The organism is Enterovibrio sp. QJM3NY_24, from assembly GCF_057786035.1.
Genome location: NZ_CM173519.1, coordinates 1,938,999 through 1,956,557, shown reverse-complemented (window position 1 = coordinate 1,956,557; position 17,559 = coordinate 1,938,999). Strand labels below are relative to the sequence as shown.

General features: G+C 42.5%; 14 protein-coding genes. 10 read left to right on the top strand and 4 right to left on the bottom strand.

Translation table 11 applies throughout. The features are described 5' to 3' along the window. The first annotated feature begins 39 nt into the window (after positions 1 to 39). The 3 genes from AC3CIC_RS08610 to AC3CIC_RS08600 are packed head-to-tail and all read left to right on the top strand — an operon-like array spanning position 40 to position 4,289. On the top strand, positions 40 to 1,140 hold the full coding sequence (locus tag AC3CIC_RS08610) for an NAD-dependent epimerase/dehydratase family protein (protein ID WP_394210354.1): 1,101 nt from the start codon (positions 40 to 42) through the stop codon (positions 1,138 to 1,140). Beyond that, positions 1,133 to 3,487 carry an efflux RND transporter permease subunit gene (locus AC3CIC_RS08605; RefSeq protein ID WP_488514329.1) on the top strand — a complete coding sequence of 785 codons (2,355 nt, stop codon included), beginning with the start codon at positions 1,133 to 1,135 and terminating at the stop codon, positions 3,485 to 3,487. The genes AC3CIC_RS08610 and AC3CIC_RS08605 overlap by 8 nt, the downstream gene beginning before the upstream one ends. A gap of 1 nt (position 3,488) precedes the next feature. Beyond that, complete coding sequence (locus tag AC3CIC_RS08600; protein ID WP_488514328.1) at positions 3,489 to 4,289, top strand: outer membrane lipoprotein-sorting protein; 801 nt, start codon at positions 3,489 to 3,491, stop codon at positions 4,287 to 4,289. Between the two features lie 139 nt (positions 4,290 to 4,428). On the opposite strand, the gene AC3CIC_RS08595 is transcribed toward AC3CIC_RS08600, so the two are convergent. Then, the gene (locus tag AC3CIC_RS08595) at positions 4,429 to 5,391 is read right to left on the bottom strand and encodes a TerC/Alx family metal homeostasis membrane protein (protein ID WP_016958930.1); all 963 of its coding nucleotides are present in this window, start codon (positions 5,389 to 5,391) and stop codon (positions 4,429 to 4,431) included. Between the two features lie 1,485 nt (positions 5,392 to 6,876). On the opposite strand from AC3CIC_RS08595, the gene AC3CIC_RS08590 reads away from it, so the two are divergent. Beyond that, positions 6,877 to 7,968: a PIN domain-containing protein gene (locus AC3CIC_RS08590; protein WP_488514327.1), complete on the top strand. Its 1,092-nt coding sequence runs from the start codon at positions 6,877 to 6,879 to the stop codon at positions 7,966 to 7,968. Positions 7,969 to 9,724: 1,756 nt separating this feature from the next. Here the strand turns inward: AC3CIC_RS08590 and AC3CIC_RS08585 are convergent. Both AC3CIC_RS08585 and AC3CIC_RS08580 read right to left on the bottom strand, forming a co-directional pair. After that, complete coding sequence (locus AC3CIC_RS08585; protein WP_488515876.1) at positions 9,725 to 10,642, bottom strand: IS5 family transposase; 918 nt, start codon at positions 10,640 to 10,642, stop codon at positions 9,725 to 9,727. 413 nt (positions 10,643 to 11,055) lie between these two features. Next, positions 11,056 to 11,520: a hypothetical protein gene (locus tag AC3CIC_RS08580; protein ID WP_488514326.1), complete on the bottom strand. Its 465-nt coding sequence runs from the start codon at positions 11,518 to 11,520 to the stop codon at positions 11,056 to 11,058. A gap of 365 nt (positions 11,521 to 11,885) precedes the next feature. On the opposite strand from AC3CIC_RS08580, the gene AC3CIC_RS08575 reads away from it, so the two are divergent. The 5 genes from AC3CIC_RS08575 (at position 11,886) to AC3CIC_RS08555 (ending at position 15,230) form a co-directional block, all read left to right on the top strand. After that, on the top strand, positions 11,886 to 12,179 hold the full coding sequence (locus AC3CIC_RS08575; RefSeq protein ID WP_488514325.1) for a hypothetical protein: 294 nt from the start codon (positions 11,886 to 11,888) through the stop codon (positions 12,177 to 12,179). A 42-nt stretch (positions 12,180 to 12,221) separates the two neighbouring features. Next, positions 12,222 to 12,506 carry a hypothetical protein gene (locus tag AC3CIC_RS08570; RefSeq protein WP_488514324.1) on the top strand — a complete coding sequence of 95 codons (285 nt, stop codon included), beginning with the start codon at positions 12,222 to 12,224 and terminating at the stop codon, positions 12,504 to 12,506. 16 nt (positions 12,507 to 12,522) lie between these two features. Next, positions 12,523 to 13,173, top strand: coding sequence for an FMN-binding negative transcriptional regulator (locus AC3CIC_RS08565; protein ID WP_274167118.1), 651 nt, complete (start codon positions 12,523 to 12,525; stop codon positions 13,171 to 13,173). A gap of 303 nt (positions 13,174 to 13,476) precedes the next feature. Continuing rightward, positions 13,477 to 14,289, top strand: a complete 813-nt coding sequence (locus AC3CIC_RS08560) for a hypothetical protein (RefSeq protein WP_488514323.1) — start codon at positions 13,477 to 13,479, stop codon at positions 14,287 to 14,289. A gap of 221 nt (positions 14,290 to 14,510) precedes the next feature. After that, positions 14,511 to 15,230 (top strand): DUF5677 domain-containing protein, encoded by a 720-nt coding sequence (locus AC3CIC_RS08555; protein WP_488514322.1) that lies wholly within the window; start codon positions 14,511 to 14,513, stop codon positions 15,228 to 15,230. A gap of 135 nt (positions 15,231 to 15,365) precedes the next feature. Here AC3CIC_RS08555 and AC3CIC_RS08550 read toward each other — a convergent pair whose 3' ends face one another. Then, on the bottom strand, positions 15,366 to 16,565 hold the full coding sequence (locus AC3CIC_RS08550) for an IS4 family transposase (protein ID WP_488514321.1): 1,200 nt from the start codon (positions 16,563 to 16,565) through the stop codon (positions 15,366 to 15,368). 147 nt (positions 16,566 to 16,712) lie between these two features. Here AC3CIC_RS08550 and AC3CIC_RS08545 point away from each other — a divergent pair, with 147 nt between their 5' ends. After that, positions 16,713 to 17,312, top strand: coding sequence for a class I SAM-dependent methyltransferase (locus AC3CIC_RS08545; protein ID WP_488514320.1), 600 nt, complete (start codon positions 16,713 to 16,715; stop codon positions 17,310 to 17,312). Positions 17,313 to 17,559 lie beyond the last annotated feature (247 nt).

The following is a 17,559-nucleotide window of genomic DNA, read 5'->3' as shown; positions in this document are numbered from 1 at the left end:
ACATAATGTTTTGCCCGGCCTTAACAAGGAAGGATGCCAATGCGAATTCTCGTGCTCGGTGCGAATGGCTATATTGGACGGTTAGTGGCGGCCGCCATATTGATGGATGCCAGACACCAAATTGTGATTGCGTCCCGAGATCCGGCGACGTTTGATGAACTGCAAGCTGACATTGTAAAACTTGCGCGCGAAACGCTTGAAGCCTCAGGGGCAATACTGCCTTTGAGTGATGACGAGATTGCTGCCCTGTTCGACACCGTTTGCTTTAACGATGACCTCTTTGACTCACCAGAGATCGAAGGTGTTGATACCGTGATAAATTGCATCGGATCCGTGGAATACTTCAACGAAGAAAACCTCAATGCAGTGAATGTGGCGCTCACGGGCTGGATACTTGAGCAGTCAAAAGCGAAAGGAATAGACAGGCACGTATACATTTCGACCGCCTTTGCGCCCGCAGTCAGTGATGGCTTTATTGAAGAGCGGATTTATGGTGACGAGGGCGATGACCCCACCATGTATACCCGCACAAAGCGCAAAGCCGAACGCTTGGTGTCAGAGTCTGGGTTAGATTATCTCATCATCCGCCCTTCGGTGGTGATAGGCGACAGTCGAACAGGGAGCTATGCAGGAAAGCGCTACGGCATATACCAGCTTTGGGATGGCGCAAAACGTTTACTGCCAAACAATATTGATTTGATGCGCCTTGCCTGTCCTGATGCCCAAATGAACTTTGTCCATCAAGACGCGTTCATCTCCGTCATGCGTTACGCATTGTCCCAGCCGTTCCAAGGCAAGATCATTAATGTGGTGTCTGATTCATCACAAGCGCCCACCATGAAAGATTTGTGGTCACTATTGTTTGACGAAATCGGTCAACCCAACACATTGGAATGGGCACCAGATAATGATTCGCTCGATTATCAGGGTCTTTCTCCGCGTGTTCGTGCTTTCAATGCGTTTTGTCGTACCAACCTTGAAATAGCGAGTCGAAATTGGACGTTCGACCGCTCCGCCATCAATGCCATGAAAGCAGACGGTGTGTCTTTTTCTGACGCATTACTACCCAGTATTCGAATCTGCCAAAAGCAATTCATGACATTGTATGACGAGAAAAAAGGGCGGGTGTTTAATGAGTGAGCACAAAAATAAGCCACTGGGCATTGAAAAACGGCTAATTTGCTTGGTTTCATACGTGCTTTCTCATACCAAAACCACCTTGATTGTCGTGTTGGGCGCGATATTTTTGTTGGCGGGAGGTCTCGCTAAACTGGAGGTTAATAATTCCGCTCGGGTTTTTCTCGCTGTCGGTTCACCAGAAAAAGTTGCACTGGATGAGCTTGAGGCGAATTACTCCAAAGATGAAAATGTCATGTTTGTGTTGGTTCCGCCGGAAGGCGAGTCAACTACCAGCCCAAAAACACTGACATTGATACGTGAACTGACGGATGAACTTTGGTTGTCGCCTTACGCTCGTAAAGTCACATCACTGGTGAACTTTATCGATCCCATCGCCGATGCTGATGGCGGCGGCATGATTGTCGATGACCTCATTTTATCTGGCGAAGAACAAAGCCCCGAGACGCAACAAACGCTGGCACGTTTTTTTGAACAACGCCCAGATGTGGTAGGAAATCTGATTGCCAAAGATGGCAATGCAGCAACGGTGTTTTTGACTGTCGCCATGTCGAGTGACGATTTACAGGCTGTGAAAACCGTGGCCCTTCATGCCCGAGAGCTTCAGGCTGCGTATCTAGAGCGATACCCTGACTACCAGATTTACCTCACCGGACTGGTCATGCTCGACTATGCCCTGAATGAAGCAAGCGAAGCGGATTCTGGCTCTTTGGTTCCCGCGATGATATTGCTGGTGTTGATACTCATTGGTGCCTTGTTCCGTGCGTTGGTTCCTTCGCTGACTGTGCTGATGGTGATCCTGCTGAGCATTCTTGGCGCTGTGGGTGCGGTGGCATGGATGGGGTTCCAGTTAAACACCGCATCGGGCGCAGCACCGTTGATTATATTGGTGTTGGCGGTCGCGAATGCTGTCCACATTATTGCCAAAACCTACCAACTACGACACGTGATGCCTAAGGTTGATCCACATAAAGTGGTGCTTGCGGCTATGGCTTACAACGTGGTCCCACTGTCGTTGACTAACTTAACGACGTTTGTTGGGTTTATGAGCCTTAACTTTTCAGATGTCGAACCGTTTGGCGAACTCGGCACCATTGCCGCGCTGGGGGTGTTAACGAGCCTCGTGGTCAACCTGACGTTGACACCACTCGTTTTACTCGCATGGCTACGTCGCCGCAACAAACCATTGCCAGCACTGCCTAAGATTCATTTTGGGAAGATGGCCAAGCGTGTGTGCAACAATGCCAGCTGGATTTTGTTTGTGTTTTCAACCCTAGCGGTGACCGCGCTACTGGGCTTGCAGCTCATCACGTTCAATGACAATTTTGTAAAGTACTTTGATGACAGAAACAGTTTCCGTGTTCAGACTGACTTGGTTCAGGATCATTGGGGTGGAATGGGGCTAATCGAGTATTCCTTCGATGCGCCTGAAGGCAAAACAGTGGCTGATCCGGATTACTTAAAACAAGTGGCCGCGTTTGCTGATTGGCTTCGAGAGCAGCCACATGTGAATGCCGTGATAGCCTTGCCAGACCATCTTGCGCGGTTGCATCAGGCGTTTAACAATACACCGTCAGCCGAGCTGCCAGACGACCCGTATCTTAGTTCTCAACTTCTAACAACCTATGAAATATCAGCGCCTTATGGGCATAGCCTGAGTGATCGCGTTACGCCGGATTATGCCTCGTCTAGGTTGTCGATCATGACAGACAACCTTTCATCTGCTGACACTATCTCTATTGAGCAGGCGGCAGAGGATTGGATGCAACAAAATGCGCCACTCCTCTCGGGTCAGGCCGGCACTGGCCTATCATTGGCCTTTGCGTATGTGTCAGAGCGCAACAGTGTGTCGATGCTTTTGGGTAACCTCACAACCATTGTCACCATTTCAATCTTACTTTCACTCGCTTGGCGGTCTTGGACAATGGGGCTATTTAGCTTAGTGCCGAACTTGCTGCCGATCCTCATTGTGCTTGGAATGTGGGGTTACTTTGTGGGTGAGATTAATCTTGCTGTCTCTGTTGTTGGTGCAATGGTCATGGGTATCGTTGTGGATGATACCGTCTACATTCTTACCAAATATCAAGACTCGCGACGGCAGGGGAACTCTGTTGAACAGGCCGTCGTGGATGTTTATTCAGGCGTAGGGCTGGCACTTATGGTTACCACCCTTGTCATTGCGTTGGGCTTTGCGGTAATGGCAACGTCTAGCTTTGCCATTAATGCCAATCTTGGTTTGTTAGCATTGGGTGTGGTGATCACTGCGCTGCTGTACGATTTTCTGTTTGTTCCCGCACTGCTGATCACAGCAGACCGCATGTTGCGACAACACACTGTTCAGGAGGTTTAATATGCGAAGGTTTACCCCCTTGATGCTTTCGGTGACGCTGCTCCTAATGTCTCCCAATCTATTGGCCAATGATGCCGAGAAGGGAAGGGAAATAGCGGAGAAGATGGATCAGTCCTATAGCGGTTATGGCACTTCAAGTGCTGATGGCGAAATGATCTTATATCTCGGTAATCGCGAGGTTAAGCGGTCGTTTCGTAGTCTGACGCTTGAAGATCTGGGTAACACGCCGAGTGAATACAATGTGCTGGTGTTTGAGTCACCTGGCGACATGCGAGGCATTGCATTGCTCACTCATGCCAGAACTGAGCCTGACGATGATCATCAGTGGCTCTATTTGCCCGCCGCGTCGCGTACTAAACGTATTTCCAGTTCGAATGTCTCTGGCAAGTTTGTTTCTTCGGAATTTTCCTATGAGGATCTCGCCAAACAGGAATTGAATGAATATACCTACAAATGGCTCAGAGCAGAGCCATGCCCAGATAGCACACTGAGCTGCGAAGTCATCGAAAGCTATCCAATGAATGAAAATTCCGGATACAGCAAGCGAGTGATTTGGGTGGACACGGAACACAACCGAGCTCAAAAAGTCATCTTCCATAATCGCCGTGGTGTCCATGAAAAAACGTTACTGTTGTCAGACTATATCTTGCCCGACAAGGGGCGCTGGCGACCGCTCAATTTGGATATGACCAATGAACTTAACGGGAGAAGAACCGTCATGGTTTGGTCGAATTACCAATTTGGTGAACCATTGAATAAGAATGATTTTAGAAGCCAACGTTTGCAGGCCTTGTCGAGATAAGTGAAAGAGGGGAGTTTCAGGCTTGGCAAAAAGGAAATGAAACGGGCTCAGTAATGAGCCCGTTTTCTTTAATCGTATTTCGACTTCTTTTTAACAGACGTTGCCGTGAGAGCATAAAGGCCACGTGGGTTAAGAATGGTTAGAGAGCAACTTTCTCGAGCTGACGTTGCTTCCAAATTGACGCACCGATACCGATTGTCAACGACGCCAAAATGACACCCAGTGACACAGGCGTCGCGATAGCAAATGGCGTTTCAATCAACAGCATCTTCGTACCAATAAAGCACAGCATAAATGCCAACGTATGGTGTAGATACGCGAACTTGTTCAGCATGCCGCCAAGCACGAAATACAGCGAGCGTAAGCCAAGCAAAGCAAACACGTTAGCCGCTAGCACCAAGTACGGCTCTTGCGTTACCGCAAAGATAGCAGGGATAGAATCAAGCGCGAACATCACGTCTGTCATCGCAATCACCATCACAACCACCAGCATTGGGGTTGCCAAAATGCCGAGCGTATCGCGAGTAAACAGCTTGTTGCCGTCGTAATCAGGACTCACGCGCAAGAAGCGCTTCACTAGTCTTACCGCAAAGCTGTCAGAAAACGACTCGTTTTCTTCGCCATGCTGACGCCACATTTGTACGCCCGTCCAGATCAAGAAGAAACCGAACAGGTACAGCACGACGTGGAATTGTGCGATAAGCGGAGCGCCCAGTGAAATCATAAGGCCACGCAGCACTAATGCACCGACGATACCTAGCATCAAGATGCGAGGGACGTGATTTTCTGGCACTTTGAATTGCGCAAAGATCAGGGCAAATACAAACAAGTTATCGACGCTGAGAGATTTCTCCAGCAGATAACCGGTGATAAACGAGGTCGCGGCTTCACCGTTTGTCAGTTCACTGGTTGGCGCCATGTGGGGCCAAAATAGATAAATAGCACCAGCGAAAGCAAACGCAAGAGAGAACCAGAACACACTCCACATTGCTGCGCTGCGAAAACTGATTTTTCCACGTGTGATCAATAAGTCGATGCCAAGCATCAACAAGGTAAGAACTAATAGGCCTTCATAGCCTGAAAAAAGTTCACTTAGGAACATGACACCTCCGGTGCGCGGAGGAAATAGGGGTACGGGAATACCTAACCAACCGCGCAGCTATAAGCAAAATAAGCGAATAAATGGCGTTGGTCTCGTCAAAACACAGCATGGCTATGTTCTCGCGTGCCGGTAGCGGAAGCTACGTGATGACGACAGTGCGACGGAATGACTACTCCCCAAAACGGCGCGATGATAGTGCTTTTTAAGGCAATTGGAAACAAGAATATGTGGCTTAGATTAATATAATTGCAGATTGAGAGCATGCGAGCCCGTGACACTTCCTTCTATCAGATTGTTTGTGATGTGAAGGGCAATGCTGTTGCATTTAATATGATTCAAGATACACCGAGATCTGCTTCATACTGTTCTATGCAGGTTTCGCTTGAAGCACTGAAATCTAGGGTTGGAAACGTGGTGCCGCCAGTGTCATTAACTCAAAGGATTCAGAAACGAGTTGGATGTATTGATGACCGCTAATTCAGATTTCTCACGAAGAGTAACCATTTAACACTATGGGTATAGTGCGTAGTGGTGCGGTCGAAAAGGGTTAGAATCTGGCTCGTTTCTGCCTCTTTTTGAGCTAGAGTAGAAACTCATCAAAATTCCGCGCCACTGAATTTCCCATCTCTCAGCTAATGACCGATAGCGTATCTGTCGTGTTTTAAGTACTGGTTAAAGACTCAAAGGTTTGATGGTGACGGTGCATAATCTTCTATCTCACCGATTTGTCACTTTTTAACAATGTTATTTTTGCAGATCGGATCTTAGTTTTATAAAACATAACGTTACGCTTGATGGTAGAATAGCAGTTTGTTGTTATTGGACTAAATGGCGTGTTTAAACACACCATTTTTGGGTCTAATACACTGTTGTGCGTACTGAGTCCGAAATTTTTTGCACGGTTCATCAATAGGATCGTGGCTTTCGTAGTTTCGGCTTAGTAAGCGTAAATTTCTTCTTTATTGCCTTTTGGTTTTCGTATTATCAGGTTCGGCAAATTAGCCCTTATTTCCCTAAGTTCAGGCGTTTCAGAAGCTAATTTACGTTTCAATTGTTCTTTGGTTATGCCTCATTTTAGTCTGTATCAGTGTTTTCCTCGTAGCATTTTCAATCCCAATTGTGGTTAGGATATTTGGTTTATCAGTTCCAAACTAGCTGAAACCAAGCCGTTCAAATGGTGTAAAAAATGTATCTGTTTTCCATTTACTTTATCTCGCAATTTAAGAACATTTTGTTCGCTTAATTGCCATTGGTAAATTAGAATCAGGATATTAAAAATCTTGGCAGGGCAGTTCTTTACCAAATTGACCAAGCCGAAAGTAAGCACGCACAACAATCGCATCAACACGATTTATTACATTCGGCGTTCTGGGTTTGCCTTGGGTTTTGTGATGAAGGCGGTAAAATTCAGGTTGGTCTGCATGGTAATAAACGTGTTATGCCAGCGTTAGCTCTCAATCTGTAGTTTTAATATTGGAGTAATAAGTGAAGATTTTTTTAGATACGAATGTTTTTTATAACAATTGGTTTGCAAATAACCCTAATTTCAAACTCATGTTTCATTATCTTAATAATGATAGGGAAGATTTACTGCTTTCAGAACTCGTTGTTAAAGAGGTTGAAAATATTAGGAATAGAGAACTAGACGAATCTGTATTAGAGGTAGAAAGATTAGTTAAAAAGATTGAAAAACTGAATCCTAAAAAATTGCAGTTTTCCTCCGATGGGTTGGGTATAGAAACATATAATTTAAATGAAATTTTATCTGCGAAAGTGGATTGGATTAACGAGATTAACTACGACTGTATTCCACAATCTGTTGTTGTAAATAGAGCTCTTAAATCAATAAAGCCTTTCACTGGTCAAGAAAAGGGGTATCGAGATACCTTGATTTGGCTTTCTTTTCTAGAGTATTTGAAAGAAAAAGGTATAGATGATGAAGTTATTTTTATTACAAATAACAAATCTGATTTTTTCGAAATTAAAAATAAAAAAATTGAATTTCATCCAGATCTTAAAAAAGATATCAAAGATTACAAAATAGAAGCAAAGATTACCCCATATCTTAATTTATATGATTTTGTTAATGACAAAATTGATAAAGATGATCATGCAATAGACAAGCTAGCACTGATTAATGAACTTGATGATTTTTTTATAGATGAAACCGATGACTATTTAGAAAGCATGAATAACGCACAACTTTCAGAGTTATTTTCTAGAAATTTATTTTCAGACAGGTTAACAGATGTTTTGGACATTGAAGTTGTTAATTGGGATGGTGTTGAAGACCCAGAAATAAATTCAGTAAGTAAACTATCAGGTGATGATGTTTATATCAGCTGTTATTACGAAATGCGTGGGATCAATATGAAAATTGCGATTGATGAAGTTGAGTATAAACAACATATTGAAGAAATCGAATCTATATATGAGTTTGTTGAGGTTGAGATAGATAAAATTAACGGTATAGCAAACCTTCATTTTGGATTTCGTATTAATATCAACGCAACTTTCATTTATAACATCAAATCAGAAACGCCTAGGGAATTAAGTGTTGAGTATTTCAGTTTGTAAGTAGAGAGCTAACAATTGCATCAACACGATTTGCTACACTCGGCGTTGTCAGTTTGCCTTTAGCTTCAGTGATTAAGGCAGTAAAATTCAGCTAAGTCTGTATCGTAGCAAACGTGTTATGCAGGCGTTGTGCGTACTGAGTCCGAAATTTTTTGCACGGTTCATCAATAGAATCGCGGCTTTCGTAGTTTCGGCTTAGTAAGCGTGAATTTCTTCTTTGGTGCCTTTTGGTTTCCATTTCATCAGGTTCGGCAAATTAGCCCTTATTTCCCTAAGTTCAGGCGTTTCAGAGGCATTTTTACGCTTCAATTGTTCTTTGGTTATGCCTCATTTTATTCTGCATCAGTGTTTTTCTCGCAGCATTTTCAATCCCAGTTGTGGTTAGGATATTTGGTTTATCAGTTCCAAATCTGCTGAAACCAAGCCGTTCAAATGGCGTAAGAAATGTATTTGTTTTCCATTTACTTTATCTCGCAATTTAAAAACATTTTGTTCGCTTAATTGCCATTGGTAAATTAAAATCAACGCTTAGAAAATTTTGGCAGGGCAGTTCTTTACCAAGCTGACCAAGCCGAAAGTAAGCACGCACAACAATCGCATCAACACGATGCTTATTACATTCGGCGTTTTTGGTTTGAAGTGTAATTGGTTTGGTAAAGTTGGTCGTCAGCACGTGTTATGCAAGCGTTGTGCGTACTGAGTCCGAAATTTTTTGTACGGTTCGTCAATAGAATCGAGGCTTTTGTAGTTTCGGCTTAGTAAGCGTCCTTTTCTTCTTTGTTGCCTTTTGGTTTTCGTATCATCAGGTTCGGCAAATTAGCCCTTATTTCCCTAAGTTCAGGCATTTCAGTGGCTAATTTACGCTTCAATTGTTCTTTGGTTATGCCTCATTTTAGTCTTAATCAGTGTTTTCCTCGTAGCATTTTTAATCCCAATTGTGGCAAGGATATTTGGTTTATCAGTTCCAAACTAGCTGAAACCAAGCCGTTCAAATGGCGTAAGAAATGTATCTGTTTTCCATTTACTTTATCTCGCAATTTAAGAACATTTTGTTCGCTTAATTGGCATCGGTAAATTAGAATCAGGGCTTAAAAAATCTTGGCAGGGCAGTTCGTTACCAAGCTAGCCAAGCCGAAAGTAAGCACGCACAACAATCGCATCAACACGATTTATTACATTCGGCGTTCTGGGTTTGCCTTGGGTTTCGTGATTAGGGCGGTTAATTCAGGTTGGTTTGCATAGTAATAAACGTGTTATGCAGGCGTTATACGCTGTAATTTTACTTACATGTAAGCAGTAAATTTGAACCATAAACCACAGTGGTTTTCTCAACAAAAAAGCGGTTTGTTTTTGGATCGCCGCTTACCATTAAAGGTGTGCAAACAAGCCTTTGGTCGCCAGATTAAATCAAACATCCTACGGGCTGTTCGCAAAGGCGAGTAGCGAGGTGTGGCTAATCAAAAGGATAGGGTTGCAGCTTTATAACAAAGGTTTTGAAGGCGGACGAAAAAACTCCCCGCAATTTTTGTTATATCAATTTATGGCGATTAAGGTGGTATTTTCGCGTGAAGCTATCATTTTTCGCCGCTTAAAACGACGTTAGGTTACTTCATGGAAAGGAGTAACCAGTGATTAAAGTTGAATACGTACTTGATGGTACAAAGGGCGAACTTGAGCTAACTAAATTGACGGGGTTTGACGGCCTTGTTGATCAAATCGTTAAGCTAACGAATTGATCCTATTTGATTTTAACGGCCTAACCAGTTGGTTTTCTAACAGGCATACCGAGTCTTATGACTTTGTTCATTGCCTTGACGTTCGCTAACGCTTCTCCGACTTGTGCGTTGTAATCTCTTAACGTCAATTTTGGACTGAGTAACTGCTTATAGCGGTACATCGCCGTTTCTGACAATGACCGTTTGTGATAACCACTTTCTTGTTTCCACGTGGCGAGATCACCCGATTTTAAGGCGCTTACAGCTATGTTTCGAGGATGCCCTTCCTCCCAAAAACCTGCGTTACTTCTCGGAGGAATGGTGGGTGTTATCCCCTTATTTTTCAATACACGATGGCACGCTTTAGTATCATAAGCACCGTCAGCGCTCACTTGTTGAATCTTTCGACGAAGCGGATTCAACAACGTCGGTAAGACTTCATTATCACCAACACTATCCAAGCTCACTTCAGCAGCAATGGTCTCGTGCGTAGCGGCATCAATAGCGAGGTGCAACTTACGCCATACTCGGCGTTTTTCTTTACCATGCTTACGCATTTTCCATTCACCTTCCCCATACACTTTTAGACCAGTGGCATCGATGACGACATGAGCGATAGGCCCACGGCTTGGAGAACGATAGTGAACTTCGACGGTCTTTGCTCGCTTGCTAATACAGCTATAAGAAGGAGACGTCAGTGGAACATCCATGAGCACAAACAGCGAGTTAATGAATCCTTCGAGTGCTCGCAAAGGGAGCTTGAAAACTCCTTTGATCATCAATGCCGTCTCAATCGATGCATCACTAAATTGGAAACCCCGACCACGCTTCCCATGGTGTTTATTGCAGCGCCAAGATTTGATGGCAGCAGCATCAATCCAAAAGGTGACCGAGCCACGATTTTTCAGGGCTTGGTTGTATTCTTTCCAGTTGCTGATCTTGTGCTTGGATTTGCCCATCATCATCTACCTGTTTGAGGTCCTGATGATCTGATCGCGGCTATTGATATTAGTTCAATGATTTAGGAAACAACGCCGGGTTTGACTCTAAAGAGGCGGTTCTCGCTGCTCACGGGCCGGAACGAATCTCCAATAACCTTGACGAAGAGCTTCTAGTGGATGTTATGGCGGTTTTGAAGCCAGCTATAGATTCCTTAGCATCACCAGCGGTTAATGGAGCTTCTAGCGAGCCTAGGCAGCGTGCTGAAAAGTTTGGTTTTACAACGCTCCAAGGTCATATCGAAGACAATGTAATAGTGGTTCTGTAATCAATACTTATGGTTGAATAGCTGAGAACCATTCTCGTATACAGCGTGCTAACACATGTTTGAAGTTGTATATCCAAATGAGAATTAGTTACAGGGCGTCTGATGTTAATTCTCAGCGCCTTTGTTTGGTTTTGGCCTGTTAGATATGGCATATCGTCTTGGTCTTCTCTCAGAGCCTAAATAAGCTCTTAAATTAGCAAGTTTCTCTGTTGATAGAGTCTCCGTATATTTCTCCCTGTCAAATTCACGTTGTTTTAATCTGGTTTGGTTTTCGTAGGTGTATCGATAGAGCACTTTGTTAAGCAGTTTCAAATCAAGTTCGGCAGTCGTGAGAATTTGAATGTAACCGACAGTTCCATAGTTGTACTGAAACTTTAATCTCAATATCCAAATCATGGTTATTTGTTCAAATGCAGCACTGACAGGTTTTTTAATCTTCTGCATTAAATCATTGAACTCAATGGCCTCATCAAAGTTGTTGAAGAAGATAGCAGTTTGGTGAGTTGGCTTGAGAGTTTTGATGTGATTAATCAGCTTTCGCTTAGTCTTATCTTGAGATGATTCAGTCATAATTTAACCTATTGAGAATCACATCCCTCTATATCCTTATAACTACTCAATGGAATGTGACGTAGTCGAGGTTAATCAATCTACATAACATGTTGATTTTATGTATCATTCCGACAGTGATTTTGGTTGCATAAAGTCTGTGAAAGAGAAAGAAACGGATAGTAGTGCGGTGGAAATCACGTTCAGATTAACTAATTGACCTAACAATGTAATCAATCGGACGCTTTGTCGGTGCGGCAGTTTTTTAACGTGTTGTGAATACAAGGTTTAAGTTGTTTGGGTGGTTTGATAAGCGCCCATTATTACGACGTTATACGCTGTAATTTTACTTACATGTAAGCAGCGACTTTGAGCGCCAAACCACAGTGGTTTTCTCAACAAAAAAGCGGTTTGGTTTTGGATCGCCGCTCACCATTAAAAGTGTTGCAAACAAGCCATTAATGGTGAGAAAAGACCAAGCATCCCAAGGGCTGCTTGCAAAGGCAAAAGGCGAGGTTCGGCTATGCAAACAGATTGGGTGGCAGCTTTATAACAAAGGTTTTCAAGGCGGACGCAAAACATTCCCGCAAATTTTGTCATATCAATTTATGGCGTTTACGGTGGCTTTCTTGCGTGAAGTGAATGTTTTACGCCCCTTAAAACGACGTTATACGCTGTAATTTTACTTACATGTAAGCAGCGACTTTGAGCGCCAAACCACAGTGGTTTTCTCAACAAAAAAGCGGTTTGGTTTTGGATCGCCGCTCACCAATGAAAGTGTTACAAACAAGCCATCAATAGCCAGAAAAGACCAAGCATCCCAAGGGCTGCTTGCAAAGGCAAAAGGCGAGGTGTGGCTAGTCAAACAGCTTGGGTGGCAGCTTTATAACAAAGGTTTTGAAGGCGGACGCAAAACATCTCCGCAAATTTTGTTACATCAACTTATGGCGTTTAAGGTGGCATTTTTGCGTGAAGCTAATGTTTTTCGCCCCTTAAAACGACGTTAGCATACAAGGAGGTTCGGTGTTTATCCCTGCAAAGTTCAAGCAAGATAATATTGACGAAATCATCTCTGTCATGTGTGACTATCCATTTGCAACGTTAGTCGCCCAAATTGGTGCTGGTATTGAGGTTGTTCATTTGCCTGTGTCAGTTGAAAGTACAGAAAATGGTATTGTACTGAAAAGTCATATCGCTAAAGCTAACCCTTTCTGGAATATGGTCGAAGAGCACTCGAAAGTGCTGGTTATCTTTAATGGCGCACATAGCTATATTTCCCCTAGTTACTATCCGACAAAAGCCAAACATGGTCGTGCTGTACCTACGTGGAATTACGTTGTGGTTCATGCAAAAGGTGACATTAAATATGTTCATGAGCCACAGGCTGTTTATCAAATACTTGAAACTCTAACTGATGAACAAGAAGCTCAATTTGATTTTCCTTGGTCAATCTCTGATGCACCTAGTGACTTTATTGAAAAGCTACAGACAGCTGTCGTAGGTATTGAAGTGCAAGTGGGATCACTCGAGGGCAAATGGAAAGTGAGCCAAAATCAGCCTGACGAGAATATACAGGGTATTATTGACGGTTTAAAAATGTCTACAAATCCAATGGCAAGTGAAATGGTGTCACTGATTCGTCAGTGCTCTAAAAGTATGCTAACAAGCAAATAAACAGGGACGTTTACTCGTGGCGCATTTTTTCATAGAAACGCTGTGATTTAGGTGCTTCACTCAGCTTAGGCTAGTAAACGCCCGTTATTCGAACGTTATACGCTGTAATTTTACTTACATGTAAGCAGCGTATCTGAACCATAAACCACGGTGGTTTTCTCAACAAAAAAGCGGTTTGGTGTTGGGTCGCCGTCTAGCATTTAAGTGTTGCAAGCAAGCCATCAATAGCCAGAATCAATCAAGCACCCTGCGTGCTGCTCGCAAAGGAAAAAAGGCGAGGTGCGGCTATTCAAAGTGTTTCGGTTGCAGCTTTATAACAAGGGTTTTGAAGGCGGACGAAAAAACTCCCCGCAATTTTTGTTATATCAATTTATGGCGGTTAAGGTGGTGTTTTCGTGTGAAGCTATCGTTTTTCGCCGCTTAAAACGACGTTATGTTTATCAAGGATCGAATCGAATTATGAGTGTAAAATTTATAGAAATCTCACAAGATGCAGCCTGTATTCTTGAAAATAAAAATGATGATTGTTCGGGAGTATTTACTGCTGGGATTCAATCTTGCCTAATTTATATTTTTAAAACTACTGAGGCAGATGTATTGATACATGATTCTGGTCAGCTTCATATTAAAGGCATATACAATCTAGTTAAAAAATATGGTGAATTAAAAAAACTTACAGTTGTTTATGGTGCTGGTGTAAATAGTACAAACCAATCTAGATACCCTAAACTGGTTAAAATGTTGGAAATAGCACCTGATAATATCGATGTTAAATCGTCTGATTACGGTGCGTTCTCTTTATGCTTTGATCGAGAAAATGGTATTAATTTATACCCCGATAATTCTGTACCTGCGGGAGTGACTCCATTACCAGAAAAGACAAAAGTCGAAACAATAATCGAGATAAATAACTTTTTTCTACCAGTTAATGCGCAAAGCCTACCTGTAGATATTCAATATAGAAACTCTAGCTTCACAAATAACACTAAACTAAAATTTCCAATAAAAAAATTATTGAAAACAGTTCAAGAGCAACCGAAATACTTTTTCCAAAATATTGCCTTTTTAAAGAAAGGGCATGATCATAAGTTATATGTCCTCCCCCAGCTATTCTAAATTTAGCCAACAAATACAAAGTATCAAAGTTCATGTTTAGCGCATTAACACCTTTAGATGAAGAGCAACAAACTCAATCGTTTAATGAGTTTGTAAATAAATAAACATAACAAGAAATTGAACAAGGACAAAAAACAGTTGGCTTTTTGTTCACTACGTTCACTTATTTTAGCCAACTATTTTTTGCCTGTTAATTAGGCGTTAAATGTTTAAGGTGGAAAATGAATAAACTATTGATTGATGCTATTAATTTCTCGAATGAGAAAGCGGTATTATTTAAGTTTGAATCAAGAAGTAAGCTAGCAGCTTATTCAATGGGTATATACTGTACGCTAATTGAATTATCGGAGTCTTTTAGCAAGCTGGTAGAATCTCAGTGTTACTCGGGGTCACTATCTGTTTATAGAACATTTTTAGAAAATTATGTAGATTTACAAAATTTAGTTAATAATGAGCATTATGTAAATCAACTTGATTATGATAATTGCCGCCAAAAAAAGCGTAACCTAGAAGCTGCTCAAAATGATAATCCTTATCTAAAGTCAATAAAAAAGTATGCGATTGACGAGCTTCCTAAATTAGATATTGAAATAGCAGAATTGAAAGGAAGTTCAGACTTTAAGGTACTAAGTACAATTAAAGATAAATTTCAATTAGCGGGAATGGATAAAGAGTATTTTGGTTTATACCCGCTATTAAGTGCAGAATCACACTGTAGTTTAGAGGCAATATTTTCTCGACATTTTGAAAAATGTACAGAAAGTGATGAAGTGAAAATTAGTATCAATAACAAAGATAATTTACCTGATTATGATTTTTATCTGATAACAATGACTCGGTATCTAATATTTTCAGGGCAATTGATAGCCGATTTATTAGGTGGGCAGCAGAGAATTGACTTTTTAGAGAAAAGGGAAGAAATAGCGTTATCGGTGAAATAAACATTTAACAAATGCATCAACACGATTTACTACACTCGGCAATCTCAGTTTGCCGAGTGTTTCTCGTTTTAAGGCGTCAATATTAAGTATAATTGCATAGTAGTAAACGTGTTATGCAGGCGCTGAAGGATCCCCTCATAATTCGCCCAACCCTGATGAATGAGTCAGCCTCTGGTATTCGAGCATAGCCCATTGATATTGCTGTTCATTGATGCAATACCGTCGATGCTTTCTTACCTCTCGTCCCAAGCGTGGAATAGAGAGAACACGCCGATGCTTAATGGTGTTGGCTTGAAAGTCGTATTGCCATTTAGCTTTTGTCGCAATGAGACCGTTCCACCACATCAATACCTCTGCAAGCAGCGCAATCAATAACAAGATGTTGAGGCGCTTGATACAACGGGTTCGGTTATGCCGAAGAGCCAGCCCATATGCGGGACTTTTTAAGTCGCGGAACGCTTCCTCTATCTGCATTCTCTTTGCATATAAGCGTGTTATCTGAATCGCGTTTAGCGTGTCATTCGGGATATTAGTCACCAATAGCCACGGCTCGTTTGCGCTTTTGGCAAAGAGACGAGACGCCGTATGCTTCTTGCTGGTACGGGTATGACGTTGCGCTTTCCGTCCTTTCGGTGCCTGTTTAACAAGATGAGCATGACAAGCCAAAGGAGAGCGGCGTGCGAGTTGGCAAGTGCCCAGATAGGCGGGTTTGTTGTTTGCCTTGGGGTAGAGTTCTTTATTGCATTGCCAATCTTGACGGTCGAGTTTAATCGCGACTTCTCCACGGACACGGCCCAGCCAGAACCAACCTTTATCTTGTACTTGCCGGAACCAGGTGTTTCGAAAGCCTGCATCCGACACAATAATGGGTGCGGCGCCGAGAGGGAGAATGTCGTGAAGTTTATCGAGGAAACGTTGATGCGTTTTTGGTGAGTTATATTGTGCGTATTCAAACGCTTGCTCGTAAAGGGTGACAGCACGACCATCGAGAGCGATAGAGGCGCGTAAAGTCATATAGCGAAGCTGCTCTCTCACATCAGACCAATCAACCAAAATCACAGGGCAAGGGTTAGCACGTGTAATAAGGTGGGCATGCCACTTATAGATGTCATCTTTTTCACGGTGTAACTGTGCATTGCCAAGCAATCGGTCGACGCGCTTGATGGCATGTTTAGCGGTGGTCATGACGTTAAGGGAGCGGCCAAGTTTTGTGAGCGTAAGGTCAGCCCCATCAAGTGAGGATTGGGTCGCAAGTATCAGAGACTGAAGCCGTTTTTTATGAATAGTGGGACACTGATTTTGTAGAGTATCTTGTAGAATTTGAATATCGCGCATCGTTCATCCCTTTTGGTGGAATGTGGTTTTTGGCGAAATTCATTAGATCAAAAGGGTCGATGCGCGTCCTTCTCATTGTTTAGAAAAGAGAATTTGAGGGGATTCGCTAGATGCAGGCGTTATGTACTTCAAGGTGTTTCATTATTTATGTCTAAAACTGATGATAAGATTTGGCGTCAATATTACGAAAAATCTTTAGCTAAAAGTCATGCTCCAAGAACAGAGTTCGCGATAAAGCTAAACGATTCAGATGTTAAAGTCGCAATTGATCTCGGTTGCGGAACTGGTTGTGATACTTCATATATTTCACGACTTGGCTATGAGGTTCAAAGCTTTGATAACAATCCTGACTCTATTGCTATTTGTGTAGAGCGTTTCGGTGATGAGCCATTAGTAACCATTCGAGAATCAAGCTTTGAGAATTTTGAGTATCCGAGATGCGGTGTTGTAATTGCCAACTCTAGTTTATATTTTGCAGACCCTGATTTATTTATAGTGACTTGGAAACGTATCGTCGACAGTATTGAGCCTGGCGGAGTCTTTGCCGGAGACTTTATGGGGGTAAAAGACAGCTGGGCTTCTGGTTTTCGTTCTCCTACAACTCCAATGAGTAAACTTGAAGTTGAGGATTTATTTAACAATTTTGAAATAGTACGCTTTCATGAACGTGATGAAATTGGGAAAACAGCAATTGGAAAGACAAAGCACTGGCATACGTTTTCCGTAGTAGCGATAAAACGTACATAACAAATAAGAATAAGTGTCGCGCAGCCGACACTTTATTCGGGTGTTGAACAAGCCCGACGCCTCTTTATTTAGTAAATTGCTCGGATGAGCATAGGATGGATCTACGCCCGTCACTTTTGTCAGGACGCGCGTAGCCATGAAGTTAATAGATAACCATTAACTTCAATGATTTACGTTAGCGGTGCGTGTATTTCTCGGTTCGTCCTCCTCTGAGCCAGTGACGGCCATTCTCCTTATTCTGTTTGCC

Excerpts from the sequence above, each read along its gene's own strand:
- AC3CIC_RS08545 (WP_488514320.1), top strand. The coding sequence starts at position 16,713 with ATGTCTAAAACTGATGATAAGATTTGGCGTCAATATTACGAAAAATCT.
- AC3CIC_RS08580 (WP_488514326.1), bottom strand. The coding sequence starts at position 11,520 with ATGACTGAATCATCTCAAGATAAGACTAAGCGAAAGCTGATTAATCAC.
- AC3CIC_RS08585 (WP_488515876.1), bottom strand. The coding sequence starts at position 10,642 with ATGGGCAAATCCAAGCACAAGATCAGCAACTGGAAAGAATACAACCAA.
- AC3CIC_RS08605 (WP_488514329.1), top strand. The coding sequence starts at position 1,133 with ATGAGTGAGCACAAAAATAAGCCACTGGGCATTGAAAAACGGCTAATT.
- AC3CIC_RS08595 (WP_016958930.1), bottom strand. The coding sequence starts at position 5,391 with ATGTTCCTAAGTGAACTTTTTTCAGGCTATGAAGGCCTATTAGTTCTT.
- AC3CIC_RS08610 (WP_394210354.1), top strand. The coding sequence starts at position 40 with ATGCGAATTCTCGTGCTCGGTGCGAATGGCTATATTGGACGGTTAGTG.
- AC3CIC_RS08550 (WP_488514321.1), bottom strand. The coding sequence starts at position 16,565 with ATGCGCGATATTCAAATTCTACAAGATACTCTACAAAATCAGTGTCCC.
- AC3CIC_RS08555 (WP_488514322.1), top strand. The coding sequence starts at position 14,511 with ATGAATAAACTATTGATTGATGCTATTAATTTCTCGAATGAGAAAGCG.
- AC3CIC_RS08600 (WP_488514328.1), top strand. The coding sequence starts at position 3,489 with ATGCGAAGGTTTACCCCCTTGATGCTTTCGGTGACGCTGCTCCTAATG.